Genomic DNA, 15,969 nt, shown 5'->3' on the forward strand with positions numbered 1-15,969 from the left:
CCTCGCATCGAGGGGAATTTGGCAATGAGCACTGTTCTGGTCACCGGCGGGTCGGGCTTCGTCGGTATTCATGTCGTCCTGCAACTTCTGGCCGCGGGCCATGCCGTGCGGACGACGGTACGCCGGACTGATCGTCGGGACGACGTGCTGGCGATGCTGAGCGAGGGCGGGGCGGCTTCGCCGGAAACTGTGACCTTCTTCACGGCGGACCTCACGGCAGACGCGGGCTGGCGCGAGGCGATCGCCGGGTGCGACTACGTCCTGCACGTCGCCTCGCCGCTGTCGACCAGCGTGCCCAACGATGAGAACGAGATGATCGTCCCGGCCCGCGACGGCACGCTGCGGGTGCTGCGTGCCGCCCGCGAGGCCGGCGTCAGGCGCGTCGTCATCACCTCATCGCTGGGCGCGATCAGCTACGGCCACCAGCCGCGTGAAAAGCCGTTCGACGAGACCGACTGGACCAATCTCGATGGTGCCGACGTGCAGCCCTACATCAAATCCAAGGCGCTGGCCGAGCGGGCGGCCTGGGATTTCATCGCGCGCGAGGGCGATGGCCTCGAACTGTCGGTGGTCAATCCCGCCGGCATTTTTGGTCCCGTGCTGGGACCGGACTTCTCCGGCTCGATCGAGATCGTCAAATCGCTGCTCGACGGCGCCATGCCGGCGGTGCCGCGGGTTTATTTCGGCGTGGTCGACGTGCGCGATGTCGCCGATCTGCACCTGCGGGCGATGACGGCGCCCGAGGCCAAGGGCGAGCGCTTCATCGCGGTCTCCGGTGAAACGATGTCGATCCTCGACATCGCACACCTGCTGCGGCGGGAACTCGGGCCGTCCGCACGCCGGGTTCCCCGGCTTCAGGCACCCGACTGGCTGGTGCGACTGGCCGCGACCCGGATTCCCCTGCTGCGTGCGGTCGTGCCGATGCTCGGCAGGGTGCGGCATTCCACCAGCGCCAAAGCGAGGTCGCTGCTCGGCTGGGAGCCCCGTTCCAACCACGAGGCAATCCTTGCGACCGCCGAGAGCCTGATCCGGCTCGGCCTGGTCACGGCGTGAGGTTGCCCCTGGCTTGTCACGCGCGGGCCGGGATGCTCAAGTGCCGCCTTCGAATGCGTAGCGTGGGAGGCGGCGCCGATGGACAGGATTCTCCAAGCCGCAAAGGCGATCGCGCTGGCGCGGCGCAATCATGCGCCGCTTGCGACGCTGGAGCGCCCTCCGGCCGATGAAGCCGAGGGATATCAGGTCCAGCGCGGCGTGCACGATCTCCTGCTGCCGCATCTCGGCCCGCTCGTCGGCTACAAGATCGGCTGCACCAGCCAGGTGATGCAGGAGTATATCGGCATCCCGCACCCTTGCGGCGGCGGCGTGTTCCAGAAGGGCGTCCATGACAGCGGCGCCAAGCTCGCCACCTCCAACTATGTCCGGGTCGGTGTTGAGTGCGAGATCGCGGTGCGGCTCAAGCGCGACCTCGCCGCCGGCGAGGCGCCGTTCACGGCCGAATGGGTCGGCGAAGCCGTCGAGGCCTATCATCCCGCGATCGAGATCGTCGACGATCGCTACGTGAAGTGGGAAACGATGGGCGCTCCCACCTTGATCGCCGACGATTTCTTCGCCGCCGGCTGCGTGCTGGGACCTTCGGTGCCGCGCTCGTCGGTTCCGGACCTGAAGGCGGTCAAGGGCCGCGCCATCGTCAACGGCGAGGAGGTGAGCCAGGGTACCGGCGCCGACGTGCTCGGCCATCCCCACAACGCCCTCGCCTGGCTCGCCAATCACCTCGCTGCCGAGGGCAAGGGACTGCATGCGGGGCAGCTCGTGCTGACGGGCAGCCTGGTCAAGACGCTGTGGCTGAAAGCCGGCGACAAGGCGCGGATGGAGCTGGACGGGCTCGGCGTGGTGGAGGCGGAGTTTACGTAGCCCTTCCGTGCCGTCATCGCGAGCGAAGCGATCCAGAATCTCTCCGCGGTGGCAGTTTGGATCGCCCGCAATGACGCGGGTTTGAGACGGCGGCGTCGCAATAGATGCGCGGACCCGACACGCTGTACGCAAGTGCCCGTTTGCCAAAATACGTGCGGCCCTCGCCAGGGGAGCTAGCGAGGGCCGCGTAGTACACCGTCGCTCGCGCCTAGGTTCGCGAACACGATGTGGGAGCTCTTGAAGAAGGTTAGAAGGGCAGCAGCACGTCCATGACCTGCTGGCCGTAGCGCGGCTGCTGCACGTCGGTGATCTGGCCGCGGCCGCCATAGGCGATGCGGGCCTGGGCAATCTTGGTGGAGTCGATGGTGTTGTCGCTCTGGATGTCCTCGGGGCGCACGATGCCGGCCACGATCAGCTCGCGAATCTCGAAGTTGACGCGGATCTCCTGCTTGCCTTCGACGACCAGGTTGCCGTTCGGCAGCACCTGGGTCACCACGGCGGCGACGTTGGTTTGCAGGGCTTCCTTGCGGTCGACGCTGCCCTTGCCCTCGCTTGTCGAGGTCGAGTCGGCGGTCAGGATACGGCCGGGCAGGATCTTGTTGGCCTGGGTGATTGTTTGGGCACCAATGAAGTTGGTGATTCCTGAATCTTCCTTGTTGGTGCGGCTGCGCGAAGTATCGTTCTCGATGTTGGCCTTATCCGTGATGTTCACGGTCACGGTCAGGAGGTCGCCGACCTGGCGGGCGCGCTGGTCCTTGAAGAAGGCGCGGCTGCCGTTGCGCCACAGCGAGTTCGGATTGTAGGAGGCAACTTCCGGCTTCGGCATCGGCATCTGCACCGGCTTGTAGCCGGGCTGCGTCGTCGGATTGTCGATCGCCGACAGCTTCGGCTGCTCGCCGATCTGCGACAGGCGGTCGATCGAGGAGCAGCCGCTCGCCAGCGTACAAGTTGCCAGCAGCAGGGCAGAGATCGCGATGCGACGAAGGCGGAAAGCCGAACTGAACGTGGACATGACTTACTCTGACTTGGCTGGAGCTTGCGAGAGGCGAACTTGCGGAATCTGGGCTTGCGGAATCTGGGCCTGCGGGATCTGTGCCTGGGCGATCTGGGCCGCAGACGCGGGTGTCTGGACCAGGCTCTGCGCCAGGGCTGCGGCCGGCGGCACGTCGTCACGCTTGATCGACGAGGTCTGCTCGACCGCAGGCGTCATCGGTGCGGACTGACTTGCGCCCTGGACCGTCACCTGGCCGCGGCCGGTGATGACGCCGGTCAGCGTGCGCTTGGACTGTAAATTCAGCACGCTGACGGTGTCGCCCTCGGCGCCGTTCTCGATCGCCTTGCCGCGCGTGGTGAGATAGAGGCCGGGCACCTGGTAGATGATGGTGACGGCCTGGTCGCGCAGCACGAAGTCGGGCTTGACGATGTCGGCCATGCGGAGCGGCGTGCCTGCGCGCATCGGCCGGCGCAGCTGCATGCCGATGCTGCGATCGCGCGCCGCCGGTTCCCCGGTGACCTCGGCCTTCGGCCGGCGCTCCAGCGAGACGTCGGAGGATTTCAGAAGCTCGGCGCGGTCGATGTCGCGGGTCAGCACGGCCACTTCAACCGTCTCGATCGCAGTGCCGGTGAAGCGCAGCTTGGTCGGCGCAGAGTTGCTGTCGTTGGCAATCTCGAAGGCGATGTCGAAGCGGCCGCTGCGGGCGTCGTAGCGGGTTGCGACCGGCTCGAGCGCGCCGGTGTTGGAGGCATCGAGCCGCATCTCGGCGACGCCGCGGTCGAACGTGACGGTGATGTTGGCGGCTTCTCCGAGCCCGAAGCGGCGCTCGAGTGCAGCGGCGACCGCGTTCTGGATATCCTTGCTCGCGAGTGTGCGGGCGAGGCGGGTGACCTGGACCTCCTTGAGATTGGAGGTCATGACGCCGATCACCTGTTTTGACCGCAGCACCGAGAGCACTTGGCCGACCGTCAGCGTGCCGGTGGTGCCGAGATCGGGCGAGCGGTAGACCGGAATCGACGCGGCTGATCCGGCATTGTCGATGAGATCGCCGATCCGCACCACGTCCGAGGTGACGGTGACGCTTGCGCGCAGCGTCGGTGGCGGGATGAATTCGTCGGCGGCCACTGCCGGCAATGCCAGCGCGAGAAGGGTGGAGATCGAGGCGAGCGTGGTGCGGATCATCGTCATCACCTCAGCGGAACAGCGCCGTGGTCGACTGCATCATCTGGTCGGCCGCGCTGATGACCTTGGCGTTCATCTCGTAGGCGCGCTGCGCGGCGATCAGATCGCTCATCTCCGAGACGACGTCGATATTGGCCTGCTCCAGGCTGCCCTGTGTGAGCTTGCCGTAGCCCTCGGAGTTGGCGGTGCCGTCCTGCGGCGCGCCGGAGGAGGGGGTTTCGATGAATTGGTTGTTGCCGACGGGCTGAAGGCCCGCCTTGTTGATGAAGCGGGTGACGCCGATCTGGCCGATGATCGACGATGTCGTTGAACCCGGCAGCGTCACCGAGACCTGGCCCTGCTCGCTGACGGAGATCCCCGAGGCGTTGTTCGGAATGGTGATGGTCGGCTGCACCGGGTTGCCCTGTGCGGTGACGACGCGGCCCTGATTGTCCATCTGGAAGGTGCCGTCGCGGGTGTACTGGTAGGTCCCGTCGGGCATCAGGATCTTGAAGAATCCCTCGCCCGAGATCGCGAGATCGAGATCGTTGCCGGTCTGCGAGAGCGTTCCCTGCGTCATGCTGCGCGGGGTGCCGACTGTCTTGACGCCGCCGCCGATATCGACGCCGACCGGCAGGATGGTGCCCTGGTCGGACGACTGGGCGCCAACGCGGCGGACGTGCTCATAGATCAGGTCCTGGAACGCCGCGGTCTGCTTCTTGAAGCCGGTGGTGCGCAGGTTGGCGATGTTGTTGGAGATCACCTGAACGTTGAGTTCCTGTGCCGCCATTCCGGTCGCAGCGGTGTGAAGCGCCTGCATGTCAGTTCTCCTTCAATCAGGCCGGAACGTCGGCGAGCTTGTCGATCGCCGATTTGTGCAGGTCGCTCTGCTGCTGGAGCAGGCTGGCGATCGCGGTGTAGCTGCGCATCACCTCGACCATGCGGGTCATCTCGCCGACCGCATTCACGTTCGACTTCTCGACGTAGCCCTGCTGCAGGGTGGACCTGGTGTCGGGCTGCTGGTTGGCCGAGCCGGCGCCATAGAGGTTGCCGCCGAGCTTGGTCAGCTTGGCCGGATCGTCGAACGACACCATGCGGATCTTGCCGCGGATCGAGTCGGTGCGCGCCGTCCCCTCGAGCACCGTGACGGTACCGTCGGGCGCGACATTGATGTCGTGGTCGGTCGGCTGGAAGGTAATCGGGCCGGCATTGCCGAGCACGAGATTGCCGCTCGCGGTGACGAGCTGGCCGGTGCTGTTGAGCGAGAATTTGCCGTCGCGGGTATAGAGCTCGCCGCCATTGGCCTGCACCGCGAAATAGGCGGTGCCGTTGATCGCCATGTCGAGCGGGTTGTTGGTCGCCTCCATCGGCCCCTGGCCGACGTCGCGGAAGGTGCCGCGATCCTGCACATAGGAGATCCGGCGGTCGCGACCGATGAAATTGTCATGACGTGCGTTCGAGTTGAGATACTCCTCGAACAGCGAATGGTCGGCCTTGAAGCCGTTGGTGTTGGCATTGGCGACGTTGTTGGCGATGACATCCATCTGCCGTTCCAGCGTCATCTGCCGTGACAAGCCGATCAGAAGCGCGTTCTGCATCGGAAATCTCCCCTGAGTGAGATCAGCCATCTCGCTCTCCCAAGCGTCTTGGCGGATCCCGTGAACGAGACATCAGGTTCTCCCAAACCGTGAGGTCTCGGCCTTCTCCCAGCGAAAGCCGTGCCAACTCAAAAAACCAAGTAGTTTCAGCTTGTTGTCGATTTTTGATGGGCGCGGGAGGGCGGCAGAAAGGTTCTGTTAGCCATGTTTGCCCGGCAGATTTTTCCTAGCGGAGGCCCAATCGAAAGGTTCCGTTAACCATTATTACCGTAGCGTTTGCGCATAAGAGGAGCGCATTGCGCTGGGGCATTTGTATCGCGTCACTGTCTGCCAGGAGACTTCGCTCTTTCGACCCCTTTGAGAGATGAACGAGCGCGGCAATCATGGCAGAGAATGAGGAAGGCGGCGCAGCCGCCGACGGCACGGAAGCCGCTCCGCCGAAAAACAAGCTCAAGCTCATCATCATGGCCGTCGGTCTGCTCGCCGTCCTCGGAGGCGGTGCGGCGACCTGGTTCTTCTTCTTCCGTCACGGCGAGGGCGAGCACCATGCCGAGGCCGCGCCGCCGCCGAAGCCGCCGGCCTTTGTCGACGTCCCCGACCTGATGGTCAACCTCGCCGGCTCGCCCGGCGAGCGCGTGCAATATCTGCGGCTGAAGATCGTGCTGGAGCTGAAGGAAGAGAAGCAGATCGAGGCGATCAAGCCGACGATGCCGCGCGTCACCGACATCTTCCAGACCTATGTGCGCGAACTGCGCCCCTCCGACCTCAACGGCTCCGCCGGCATCTTCCGCCTCAAGGAGGAACTGACCAAGCGCGTCAACGCGGCGGTCGCCCCGATCCAGGTCAGCGCGGTGCTGTTCAAGGAAGTCGTGGTCCAGTGAGCATGGCGGACTAGGGATCATGGCGGGCAACGACCAGGTCGACCAGGATGCAATTGCCGCCCAGTGGGAGGCCTCGCTCGATTCCGAGGATCCCGCCGAGGCCGCGAAGGCTGCCGCCGAGAACGAGCTGTCGGAAACCATGGCGCTGCAATGGGCGGCCATGGTCGAGGACGGCAGCCGCGATCTCGGCACCGGCAAGAACTCCGGCGAGCGGGTGCTGTCGCAGGAGGAGATCGACAATCTCCTCGGCTTCACTGTCGGCGACGTCACGCTCGACGACCATTCCGGCATTCGCGCGATCATCGATTCGGCGATGGTCTCCTACGAGCGTCTGCCGATGCTCGAAATCGTCTTCGACCGCCTGGTGCGGCTGATGACGACGTCTTTGCGCAACTTCACCTCGGACAACGTCGAAGTCTCGCTCGACCGCATTACCTCGGTGCGCTTCGGCGACTACATGAATTCGATCCCGCTGCCCGCCGTCCTCACTGTCTTCAAGGCCGAGGAGTGGGAGAACTTCGGCATGGCGACGGTCGATTCCAACCTGATCTATTCGATGATCGACGTGCTGCTCGGCGGCCGCCGCGGCACCAGCCAGCTCCGCATCGAGGGCCGGCCCTACACCACGATCGAGACCGAGCTGGTCAAGCGGCTGGTCGAGGTGGTGCTGGCCGATGCCGAGCAGGCATTCCGGCCGCTGTCGCCGGTGACCTTCACGATCGACCGGCTCGAGACCAACCCGCGTTTCGCCGCGATAAGCCGTCCCGCCAACGCCGCGATCCTGGTCCGCCTGCGCATCGACATGGAAGACCGCGGCGGCAATATCGAGCTGCTGCTGCCTTACGCGACCATCGAGCCGATCCGGGGCGTCCTGCTCCAGATGTTCATGGGCGAAAAGTTCGGCCGCGACCCGGTCTGGGAGGGCCATTTCGCCACCGAGATCGTGCAGGCCGAGATCGCCGTCGATGCGGTGCTCTATGAGGCCGACATTCCGCTCAAGCAGCTGATGCGGCTCAAGGTCGGCGACACGCTGCCGTTGGACATGCGCGCCGACGCCAACGTCACCGTGCGCTGCGGCGACGTCACGCTGACCGAGGGGCGGATGGGCCGGGTCGGCGACCGCGTCGCGATCCGCGTGACGAAACCCTTGCGCAAGCCAAGTACGACACTTGCGATGTTCGAGAAGGTCGACGAGCAGAACAAGATGATGGAGGCCCCATGAACCACTCCCTGGGAATGGCGATCGAGACGCTGGTGGCTATCCTGCTGATGCTGACGATCGTCTACTGCGTCATGCTCAACAAAAGGCTGACGCGACTGAAGGCGGACGAGCATTCGCTGAAGGCGGTCATCGGCGAGCTGATCACAGCGACGGAGATCGCCGAGCGCGCGATCGGCGGGCTGAAGCTCGCCGTGCGCGACGTCAACGAGAACCTGGGCAGCCAGCTCGCCGCCGCGACGCAGATGTCGGATCAGCTCTACAAGCAGCTTGGCGAGGCCGACAATGTGGTGCGGCGCCTGTCCAAGATCGCGAGCGCCGCGCGTCCGGTGACAAACCCCGAGACTGTTGCTGCGCCTGCGGCCAAGCCCTCGTCGGCAAAAGCGGTCGCGGCGGCGGCCGAAGCCTTTTCCGAGCGCCGACGATCCAACGGCCTTGCCGCATGAAGCCCGAGCATGAAGTCCTTTCGTAACATCCGCGTCATTCCGGTCGTCCTGGTCGCCGTCGCAGGCCTTGCCACGCTGAAGGTGGCGGGCCTCGCGATCAACGGCGGCTACGTCTTCGAGTACAAGCCGAACCAGGGCAAGAAATCCTGGGCGGAGGAGAACCTGAATTTCCCGACCGGCCGCGAGGACTCCGACATCACCGGCTCGACCCATGGTGCGCCGAAGGAGGCGCCGAAGCCTGCCGCGCCCGAGACCAAGCCCGAGGGCACCGTGGTCAAGATCGAGGAAGGCCAGCCGCAGGTTTCGGCCTCGGAGCGTGCGATCCTGGAACGGTTGCAGGCGCGGCGGCAGGAGATCGAGGCTCGCCAGCGCGAGATCGACATTCGCGAAAGCCTGCTCAAGTCGGCCGAGAAGCGCATCGAGAACAAGGTCGAGGAGATGAAGGCGGTGGAAACCCGCATCTCCGCAACGCAGGCCGAGCAGAAGGCCGCCGAAGCCCAGCGCATGAAGGGCCTCGTGACCATGTACGAGGGGATGAAGCCCAAGGATGCCGCGCGGGTGTTCGACCGGCTCGAGATGGGCGTGCTGATCGAGATCGCCTCGGCCATCGCGCCACGCAAGATGTCGGACATCCTGGGGCTGATGTCGTCGGAGGCCGCCGAGCGGCTGACCGTCGAGATGGCCCGCCGCGCCAATGGCGGCGGCGATCAGTCGGCCTCGGCCGGCGATCTTCCCAAGATCGAGGGCAAGCCGACGCAAAAGCCGAATTGATGGCTCGCGGCGAAGCGTGCTTGCGCGTTGCCGCGTGGTCGTTCAGTTGGAGTTTGGCAAGGTCCTAGCGTGCTAGTTTGCCAAGGCCTGCTGCGCCCCGACAACAGACGGGCGCAACTGCTTATGCACCCCGGGAAAGGGTATCGACCTGCTGCTTGATCAGCGCTGCCTTCGTGACGCGAGTACAGCTGCAGGGTGCTGTGGCAACAGGAGCATTCATACGTCTTCAGGGCATATCCTCTGGCGATCGGAACGATCGCTACGACCGCTCTTGCGCTGCTACACACAATGCAACCGGCTTCTCCGCTCGTTGATTACCCCCAAAGCTAACCAATGCGATTCGCATCGCCGAGACATCTGATTCAGAGTCGCGCGCGAACCGCAACGCCCCGAAGGTTGTGCGTGCGCTCTCTCGGCAACTCGTCAAGGCGGCGGATCAAACTCCCGTGGCGGATGAAGTCGAAACTGGCGGCATCCTCTGGGACTGCGATGAGTTGACGCGCGCAGGTGTGAAGTGGCGTACAGTGGCGCTCAAGGCACGGTCCTACGCTTTGGCCATCCGCAATCGGCAGCGCAGGAGGAGGCCATGAACTACTCGTCCGCAGCAGCGTGCGTCATCGACGCCGTCAACCGGCTGCTCATCGCGGCGATGACATCCGCATGGATCTCCGCCCTCAACCATCAGCATGCCGCGCCGCCGGAAGGCGACGGCGGTGACGATGATCAATCTTCTCTCGACGAAGCAAGCTCCTCGGCGCCGGAAGGCGCCGGCAAGCAAACATTGAAGACGCCATCGGCTCAAGGCTGTCACACGATCAGATCGTGCGACACATGGCCGTGAGCTGTACTCGCCCCATGAAGATGATCGATATTGGGCGGCGATGTTTCAGGCATGAACGCCGCCTCGGACCCATGCAATTCCCCGGCCTGGTCGTGATGACCGACGAAGTCTGAGAGATGATCCAGCAGCGTGCTGTGCTGTGAGCCCTGCGAAGCATCATCCTTGAAATGAAATGACTCGCCCAACGGTAGCGTCTCGCCTGCAAGCGTATGGCTGGCACCTCCGGTCGATGACTTCACAAGGCTTGGATTGGACGTCGTGTCTGCCGTTTCATCGCTGCTGCGACCGTGGGCATGAGGCGCGCCCGCCTGGTAGGCGATTCCCGGTGGCGGGACGTCGTGGCTTCCGGCCTCGCTCCCCAGCGCAAGCCCGTGCCCGACGTGCTGTTCGGCGACAACGTGGCCAAAATTCAGCGCAGAGATCGCGATGTCAGCCAGCTGGCCGCTGCCGGCAACCGCGCCGTCCTTGCCAGCCGTCGAGGCTGTGTCGAGTACCGTCAAGTGGTCGAAGACGAAGTGGACATCCGCCGGTGCGGCGATATGTTGCGAGATCGCAGACAGGCCGCTGGCCGAGGCCGTTGCCGGATCAGTGTGCTGCGCTTCGGTCGTTGGCGTTTGCACCGCGGCTGAACTGGAGAGGCTCGAATATTCAGTTTGTTCGATCATGTCCCAGCTTGGGTCCAGGCTGTGGGCCGGCTCGCTTGCCTCGATGGGCAAACTCGCGTCGGCAAGGAGCGTGCTGGCGCCGGTTCCCGAGTCGGACGAGGTCCCGGATATGTCGGTCATCACAGCAGCCGCATCACTCTCCACGGTTGCGGTGGGGTCGATGAGCTCGCTGGCAGCCGCCATGACAGGTGGTGCCGCCGGCGCCAGGATGAAGTCCGACGCGTCGATGGTTGCGATGCCCTGCAAATGGATTTCGAGCAGACTGGAATCGCCGACGTGCAGGGTCTGGTCCGTTGGATTGACGTACACGATCGTTTCATTCGCCGCGCTGTCATAGAACCAGGCAATCGTATGTGCCGGCACCGCGGTGCTGGTTGAGCTCAACGCCAGGATGGCGAACCCGAGCGCGCCAAACGCGGTCAAGTCGATCTTGTCCGCTCCCGATGCGAAGTCGGTGATGGTGTCGAATTGGTTTGTGTTGGAATCCGCGACGAACAAATAAGCGAAACGGTCGTTCCCATTGCTGCCAGTGAGCTGGTCCGCACCAAATCCACCGGTTATGGTGTCGGCGCCGTTGTTGCCGTTGATTGTATCGTTGCCCGAGCCGCCGAAGATCGTGTCGTCTCCATCGTTGCCTTTGATGGTGTCATTGCCTGATCCGCTGTAGAGAACGTCGCCTTTGCCGGTGCCGTTAACGACATCGCTGCCGGCTCCCGCGTAGATGATCTGACCTGTGTCGCCGCCGCCCGCGATGGTTTCGCTTCCCGGCGTTCCATACACGTAGGGAGGATCGGAAATCACGGCGGATCCGGTAGCCAAATTATCGAAATCGTTGGGATCTGCGTCGCTGGCACCATGAATGGCAATGGTCACCGCCTGCGTCGTGCCATCGATCGAAGTCACGGTGAAAGTGTCGGTCAACGTGTCACCGGGCTCGAGTGCCTGAACCACGCTATTGTTGTTGTCGAGCGTGTAAGTCCATACGCCGCTCGCGGTCATCGTGAAGGTGCCGTATCCGTCGTCGCTGGCCGTCGGCGAAGAGACCGCGGTGAAAGTATTCGGCGAGTTATCGACGTCTGTATCGGTGAGCGTGCCGGTCGCGATGGGGGTGCCGGGTGAGAAAGTTCCTGCCTCGTTCACCGAGCCGGTCGTGGCGCCGGAAATGATGGCTGCGTCATTGGTGCCGTTGATGGTGACCGTTACCACCTGCGGCGTGCCGTCGACGGTTGTCACCGTAAAACTGTCAGTGAGCGTGTCGCGGACATTGAGTGCCTGCACCGCGCCACTGGCGTTGTCCAGCGTGTAGGTCCACACGCCGGCGGCGGTTATCGTAAAAGTGCCATAACCGCTGATGCTGGCCTTGGGCGACGTTACTGCCGTGAAGGTATTGGAAGGATTATCGAGGTCAGCCGCGAGGAGCGTGCCGCTTGCGCTCGGAGCGCCGGGTGTCGCATTGGAAACGCCTCCGGCTTCGGTCACCGAGCCGGTGGTCATGCCGGAAATGACGGCAGCGTCGTTGGTGCCGTGGATGGTGACCGTCACCACTTGAGCGGTGCCGTCCAGCGTGGTCACCGTAAAACTGTCGGTCAGTATCTCGTCTGCATTGAGCGCCTGCACTGCCCCGTTGACGTTGTCGAGCGTATAGATCCACACGCCCGCTGCCGTCATGGTGAAAGTGCCATAGCCCGCCTCGCTTGCCTTGGGCAAGCTGACGGGCGTAAAGGTGTTTGCGGTGGTGTCGACGTCAACGTCGGTGAGCGTGCCAGTCGTGGTCGGCGTGCCGGGGTTTGCATTGGCGGTGCCGCCAGCTTCGATCACGGTGCCGGTCGTCTCGCCGGAGATGATCGCCGCGTCGCTGGTCCCGTGGATGGTGATTGTCACCACCTGGGGGGTGCCTCCGATGGAGGTCACCGTAAAGCTGTCGGTCAGCGTCTCGCCGGCATTGAGTGCCTGTACGGCCGCATTGGCGTTGTCCAAAGTGTAGCTCCACACGCCGGCAGCGGTCATCGTGAAGGTACCATAGCCATTGGTGCTCGCGGTTGGCGAGCTCACGGCGGTGAACGTATTGGGCGGATCGTCGACATCGGTGTCGGTGAGGGTGCCGGTCGCCAGCGGCATGCCGGGCGTTCCGTTGGCGATGCCGCCAGCCTCGATGGTCGAGCCGGTCGTGGTGCCAGCGATGATTGCGGCGTCGTTGACACCGTTAATGATGACCGTGAACGTCTGATTGACAGAGGTTAGTCCGTCGGAGGCAGTGATGACGAAGCCCTCCGTCGTGGGCGCCTTCAGCGCGTTGATTGCTGCGCTGTCAGGCACGAACGTGTAGGCGCCGCTCGTGCTGTTGACGTAGAGCACCCCGTAGGGGCTCGCCTTCGACAGATCGTACGTCACTCCGCCCACGACCGTATTGCCAGGATTTGCCCCGACGACGCCGAAGCTCAGCTGGCCACCGCCGCTAGTGCTACTGGCACTGAAGGTTCCCGTCGTCGCCGTGAATGTGTCAAACACGACCGTGTCGAGCTCGGTTGGCCCAGCCCCGGTGCTGAGAATCGGCGGTACAGGGTCCACCAGCGCGAAAGTGATGAGTGGCGACGTGTTCGGCAAGATCTGCAGCGCGGGCGCCTCCGGCTGAATGAAATTGATCGGCTGCAGTGGCTGGGATTTGACGAAGAAAGGCGTGCTCGAGCCACGCGGCCCTTGTTCTCCTAGATTGGCGAGCACGTCCTGTTGCGCGGCACGCAGCTCCTCCATGCGCCCAGCTGTGTTCGCGACCTGATTGACACTGATCGTCGATCCCACCTTCTTGAGGACGATCGTCTCGCCGGGATCTTCGACGATGATGTGTCGCGGGATCCGCTCCTTGGTCACGAGCTCAAATGCACCGTGCGCAAGGTCCTTGTAGGTGATGGAGTCGTCATCCAGAAATGTGACATCCGGATCTGCGGCTTCGGCATCTTGCGCGACCGAGAAGGTCAATGCCGCAAGCGTCAGCATCCCAAAACCGCCAGCGTGGCTCCTGGTGCGAATGCCAGCGATTGGCGTATTCAGCTGGAGCGATCCGGCTTCCCTCAGCCGGCCGGGTGCGAAACTGAAGCTCCCACGGGTCACGTCGAACAGGGCTGTCGGTGTCCTGCCTTCGACTGCGAAGATGAATTCGCTCAGCGCTACGTGAGCGTCGCAGAAGATGTTGAACAGAGTGCCGTCGATGAAGTGCAGCGTGATCTGTCCGTCGGCATCGGTCTCTAGCACGTCTCCGCGGCAGATAGGCGCACCGGCTACCGCCTGTGCGGCGACGCCGCTCGCCTGGGTGAGCGCAACGCAGCCGGTCACTGTATGAATATGGCCGATGCGTTCGACGGGCAGGGCCGTGTGAGCCCCGGTGCCAACCTGGATGTCGGATGTAGCTAACATGGCTCAAACCTCGCCTGGGTGATCGATTCAGGCTCGGCGTGCTGCCATAATATTGCTCGGGCCCTCGCCAAGGGACAAAATTTCCTGAGCGCTGGCAGCCCGAAGGCTTGCCCGCCGAAATAATCAAGTTCGATCGAGAGAGAGGCATTGCGCGCGGGACGGCGCCGCGTATCCGCCATTCCGCCGTGCCCCTCCCGCCAATGTGACTAAATTGACAAACGAGTCGTATTTAATTTGTGGCGCTTCCATAGCGCTGGATATAAATTAGAATGATAAATAGAATTAAACAACACTTATTATTTATTGTGGCGGCGCTACGCGGTTCGAAAGCGGGCCACCGATAGCGAGATCTTCTCAGAAAGGGGGGATCATGTGCAGACCAGCAATAGCGACTTTGGCGACCTACGTTGTTTTGGCGCTTACCAATTTCTCGCCGAGCGTGGTTCGAGCGCAAACCGATTCCGCCAAACCCGCCGTCGCGAGCACGCCGTCAAAACCGATCGGGAAGGTGACGGCGGTCACAGGCTCGGTCACGATCGAACATGTGGGGGCAGTGGTCGTTCAGGCCAATGTCTCGAACGAGCCCGACCGGGCAAAGACGGGTGATCCCGTATATCTTGGCGATGTCGTGCTGACCGGGGCCGACGGTCGCGTCGGGATCAACTTTACCGACGGAACCTCGTTCAACCTGTCGAGCAACGCCCGTATGGCGTTGGATCATTATGTGTATGAGCCGGAGGGCAAGGCCAATGCGACTCTATTCAGTCTCGCCAAAGGAACGTTCACTTTTGTTGCGGGCAATGTCGCAAAGACCGGGGACATGAAGGTCGACACTCCCGTCGCCACGCTGGGGATCCGGGGCACAACGCCGCATATCGAAATTTCAGATGATGGGTCAGTCAAATTTTCGACGCTGATCGAAGAGGGCAAAAGCAAGCTCCTGAAGAAGCCACGGGCTGCCGCGGCGGCGGAGCCCGATCGAAGCCGCAACCGCCGGCTCAATATCTGTCGTGGATGCTGAGAAGTTTGCTCGGCCGAACTCGCCTGTGATGCCCGCGCAAATTGGGCCGCACAGACAGACTTGGACTAGATCTGCTTCAGTCTCGGAGTCTGACGCACGGTGTGAAAATGACCGCAAGAGCCGGTGTCATCAACGCAGTGATGTTCATTCTCATCATCGTACTGTCCTGCTCGTCGAGCCTCGCGCAGAAGCCAAAGAAGAGCAGTTCGCTCAAGAATGTTGAACTGTGTAACGGCTCGGATCGCTTGTTGCCCGAAGCCCGGATCGAAGGTTGCACGGCGTTTATCGATGCCGGCGAGGGGAGCGCGAACGGCTTCGCCGTCGCCCACAACAACAGGGGCAATGCCTATAGCGCTCATGCCGATTACGAACGCGCGATCGGGGATTTCGTCGAAGCGACCAAGCTCAACCCGAATTATGCGAAAGCCTTCAATAACCTCGGCGTGGCCTATCTGAGAACGGGCGCCCTCGACCTTGCTCTCGGCGCATTTGAGGAGGCGCTCAGGCTCAATCCCAATTATGGCGCTGCTTTTGCCAACCGCGCGGCAGCCTACTTGAAGAAGAATGCGTACGAGCGTGCAGTGCACGACTATGACCAGGCAATTCGCCTTGATCCGAAGCTGGAGGCGGTGTGGAGCGGACGTTGTTGGGCCCGAGCCGTTCTGGGTGCCTTGCAGACCGCGCTGGAAGATTGCGACATGGCGCTTCGATCGGGAGCAGGCAACGCCGCGACGTACGACTCGCGCGCCCTGATAAATCTGAAAATGGGGCAATTCTCCGCAGCCGTGGACGACTACAACTCAGCGCTGCGGTTCGCGCCCAAGCTGGCGAGCGCGCTCTACGGGCGAGGGGTTGCCAGAGCCAAGCTCGGCGATACGGATGGTAGCCAAAGCGATATCTTGGCGGCCAGGAGGATCGACCCTGGAATCGGCGAAGCCTTTGCCCGCTATGGGGTGCCGTGAGACCGGCCGATCGCGACAGCACCCGTTTTGCGGGTGTAACAAGGCCTTAACCATCTGCGTCTCAAATGCAATCCGGCGAATCCGCCCA

At 63.2% G+C, this 15,969-nt stretch carries 14 protein-coding genes; 9 read left to right on the forward strand and 5 right to left on the reverse strand.

Going from position 1 to position 15,969, the window contains the following annotated elements; translation table 11 throughout:
• Positions 1-24 precede the first annotated feature (24 nt).
• The gene (locus tag EHH60_RS30880; RefSeq protein WP_124163126.1) at positions 25-1,053 is read left to right on the forward strand and encodes an SDR family oxidoreductase; all 1,029 of its coding nucleotides are present in this window, start codon (positions 25-27) and stop codon (positions 1,051-1,053) included.
• 78 nt (positions 1,054-1,131) lie between these two features.
• Positions 1,132-1,911, forward strand: coding sequence for a 2-keto-4-pentenoate hydratase (locus EHH60_RS30885; protein WP_124163127.1), 780 nt, complete (start codon positions 1,132-1,134; stop codon positions 1,909-1,911).
• 247 nt (positions 1,912-2,158) lie between these two features.
• Here EHH60_RS30885 and flgH read toward each other — a convergent pair whose 3' ends face one another.
• From flgH to flgF, 4 genes are read right to left on the reverse strand one after another with little or no spacing between them, the layout of a single operon-like run.
• On the reverse strand, positions 2,159-2,923 hold the full coding sequence (gene flgH / locus EHH60_RS30890) for a flagellar basal body L-ring protein FlgH (RefSeq protein ID WP_124163128.1): 765 nt from the start codon (positions 2,921-2,923) through the stop codon (positions 2,159-2,161).
• A gap of 3 nt (positions 2,924-2,926) precedes the next feature.
• The gene (gene flgA, locus EHH60_RS30895; RefSeq protein WP_199752250.1) at positions 2,927-4,087 is read right to left on the reverse strand and encodes a flagellar basal body P-ring formation chaperone FlgA; all 1,161 of its coding nucleotides are present in this window, start codon (positions 4,085-4,087) and stop codon (positions 2,927-2,929) included.
• Positions 4,088-4,097: 10 nt separating this feature from the next.
• Positions 4,098-4,886: a flagellar basal-body rod protein FlgG gene (gene flgG, locus EHH60_RS30900; protein WP_124163130.1), complete on the reverse strand. Its 789-nt coding sequence runs from the start codon at positions 4,884-4,886 to the stop codon at positions 4,098-4,100.
• 16 nt (positions 4,887-4,902) lie between these two features.
• Complete coding sequence (gene flgF, locus EHH60_RS30905) at positions 4,903-5,664, reverse strand: flagellar basal-body rod protein FlgF (RefSeq protein WP_124163207.1); 762 nt, start codon at positions 5,662-5,664, stop codon at positions 4,903-4,905.
• A 383-nt stretch (positions 5,665-6,047) separates the two neighbouring features.
• Between flgF and fliL the strand changes: the two genes are divergently transcribed.
• The 5 genes from fliL to EHH60_RS30930 all read left to right on the forward strand — a co-directional run bounded on the left by fliL (position 6,048) and on the right by EHH60_RS30930 (position 9,822).
• Entirely contained in the window at positions 6,048-6,545 is a 498-nt protein-coding gene (fliL, locus tag EHH60_RS30910; RefSeq protein WP_124163131.1) for a flagellar basal body-associated protein FliL, read from the forward strand.
• 19 nt (positions 6,546-6,564) lie between these two features.
• Complete coding sequence (gene fliM / locus EHH60_RS30915; protein ID WP_061883026.1) at positions 6,565-7,767, forward strand: flagellar motor switch protein FliM; 1,203 nt, start codon at positions 6,565-6,567, stop codon at positions 7,765-7,767.
• Positions 7,764-8,210 carry a DUF6468 domain-containing protein gene (locus EHH60_RS30920; RefSeq protein WP_024341021.1) on the forward strand — a complete coding sequence of 149 codons (447 nt, stop codon included), beginning with the start codon at positions 7,764-7,766 and terminating at the stop codon, positions 8,208-8,210. Before fliM ends, EHH60_RS30920 begins: the two co-directional genes overlap by 4 nt.
• A 9-nt stretch (positions 8,211-8,219) precedes the next feature.
• Positions 8,220-8,981, forward strand: coding sequence for a MotE family protein (locus EHH60_RS30925; protein ID WP_124163132.1), 762 nt, complete (start codon positions 8,220-8,222; stop codon positions 8,979-8,981).
• Positions 8,982-9,567: 586 nt separating this feature from the next.
• On the forward strand, positions 9,568-9,822 hold the full coding sequence (locus tag EHH60_RS30930; protein WP_124163133.1) for a hypothetical protein: 255 nt from the start codon (positions 9,568-9,570) through the stop codon (positions 9,820-9,822).
• On the opposite strand, the gene EHH60_RS30935 is transcribed toward EHH60_RS30930, so the two are convergent.
• Positions 9,789-13,898: a VCBS domain-containing protein gene (locus EHH60_RS30935; RefSeq protein WP_245454630.1), complete on the reverse strand. Its 4,110-nt coding sequence runs from the start codon at positions 13,896-13,898 to the stop codon at positions 9,789-9,791. The genes EHH60_RS30930 and EHH60_RS30935 overlap by 34 nt on opposite strands.
• A gap of 394 nt (positions 13,899-14,292) precedes the next feature.
• On the opposite strand from EHH60_RS30935, the gene EHH60_RS30940 reads away from it, so the two are divergent.
• Positions 14,293-14,919, forward strand: a complete 627-nt coding sequence (locus EHH60_RS30940) for a FecR family protein (RefSeq protein WP_349629088.1) — start codon at positions 14,293-14,295, stop codon at positions 14,917-14,919.
• 107 nt (positions 14,920-15,026) lie between these two features.
• A complete protein-coding gene (locus tag EHH60_RS30945) occupies positions 15,027-15,881 on the forward strand; it encodes a tetratricopeptide repeat protein (protein WP_245454631.1) in 855 nt (284 codons plus the stop codon).
• Positions 15,882-15,969 lie beyond the last annotated feature (88 nt).

Origin of the sequence: Bradyrhizobium sp. RP6 (genome assembly GCF_003837805.1) — a bacterium.
In the GTDB taxonomy this organism is placed as follows: Bacteria; Pseudomonadota; Alphaproteobacteria; order Rhizobiales; family Xanthobacteraceae; genus Bradyrhizobium.

Bases quoted from the DNA above. Each gene is read 5' to 3' on its own strand.
- flgF (WP_124163207.1), bottom strand. From the start codon at position 5,664: ATGCAGAACGCGCTTCTGATCGGCTTGTCACGGCAGATGACGCTGGAA.
- EHH60_RS30885 (WP_124163127.1), top strand. From the start codon at position 1,132: ATGGACAGGATTCTCCAAGCCGCAAAGGCGATCGCGCTGGCGCGGCGC.
- EHH60_RS30925 (WP_124163132.1), top strand. From the start codon at position 8,220: ATGAAGTCCTTTCGTAACATCCGCGTCATTCCGGTCGTCCTGGTCGCC.
- EHH60_RS30935 (WP_245454630.1), bottom strand. From the start codon at position 13,898: ATGTTAGCTACATCCGACATCCAGGTTGGCACCGGGGCTCACACGGCC.
- fliM (WP_061883026.1), top strand. From the start codon at position 6,565: ATGGCGGGCAACGACCAGGTCGACCAGGATGCAATTGCCGCCCAGTGG.
- EHH60_RS30930 (WP_124163133.1), top strand. From the start codon at position 9,568: ATGAACTACTCGTCCGCAGCAGCGTGCGTCATCGACGCCGTCAACCGG.
- flgG (WP_124163130.1), bottom strand. From the start codon at position 4,886: ATGCAGGCGCTTCACACCGCTGCGACCGGAATGGCGGCACAGGAACTC.
- EHH60_RS30945 (WP_245454631.1), top strand. From the start codon at position 15,027: ATGACCGCAAGAGCCGGTGTCATCAACGCAGTGATGTTCATTCTCATC.
- flgH (WP_124163128.1), bottom strand. From the start codon at position 2,923: ATGTCCACGTTCAGTTCGGCTTTCCGCCTTCGTCGCATCGCGATCTCT.
- EHH60_RS30880 (WP_124163126.1), top strand. From the start codon at position 25: ATGAGCACTGTTCTGGTCACCGGCGGGTCGGGCTTCGTCGGTATTCAT.
- fliL (WP_124163131.1), top strand. From the start codon at position 6,048: ATGGCAGAGAATGAGGAAGGCGGCGCAGCCGCCGACGGCACGGAAGCC.
- EHH60_RS30920 (WP_024341021.1), top strand. From the start codon at position 7,764: ATGAACCACTCCCTGGGAATGGCGATCGAGACGCTGGTGGCTATCCTG.
- flgA (WP_199752250.1), bottom strand. From the start codon at position 4,087: ATGATCCGCACCACGCTCGCCTCGATCTCCACCCTTCTCGCGCTGGCA.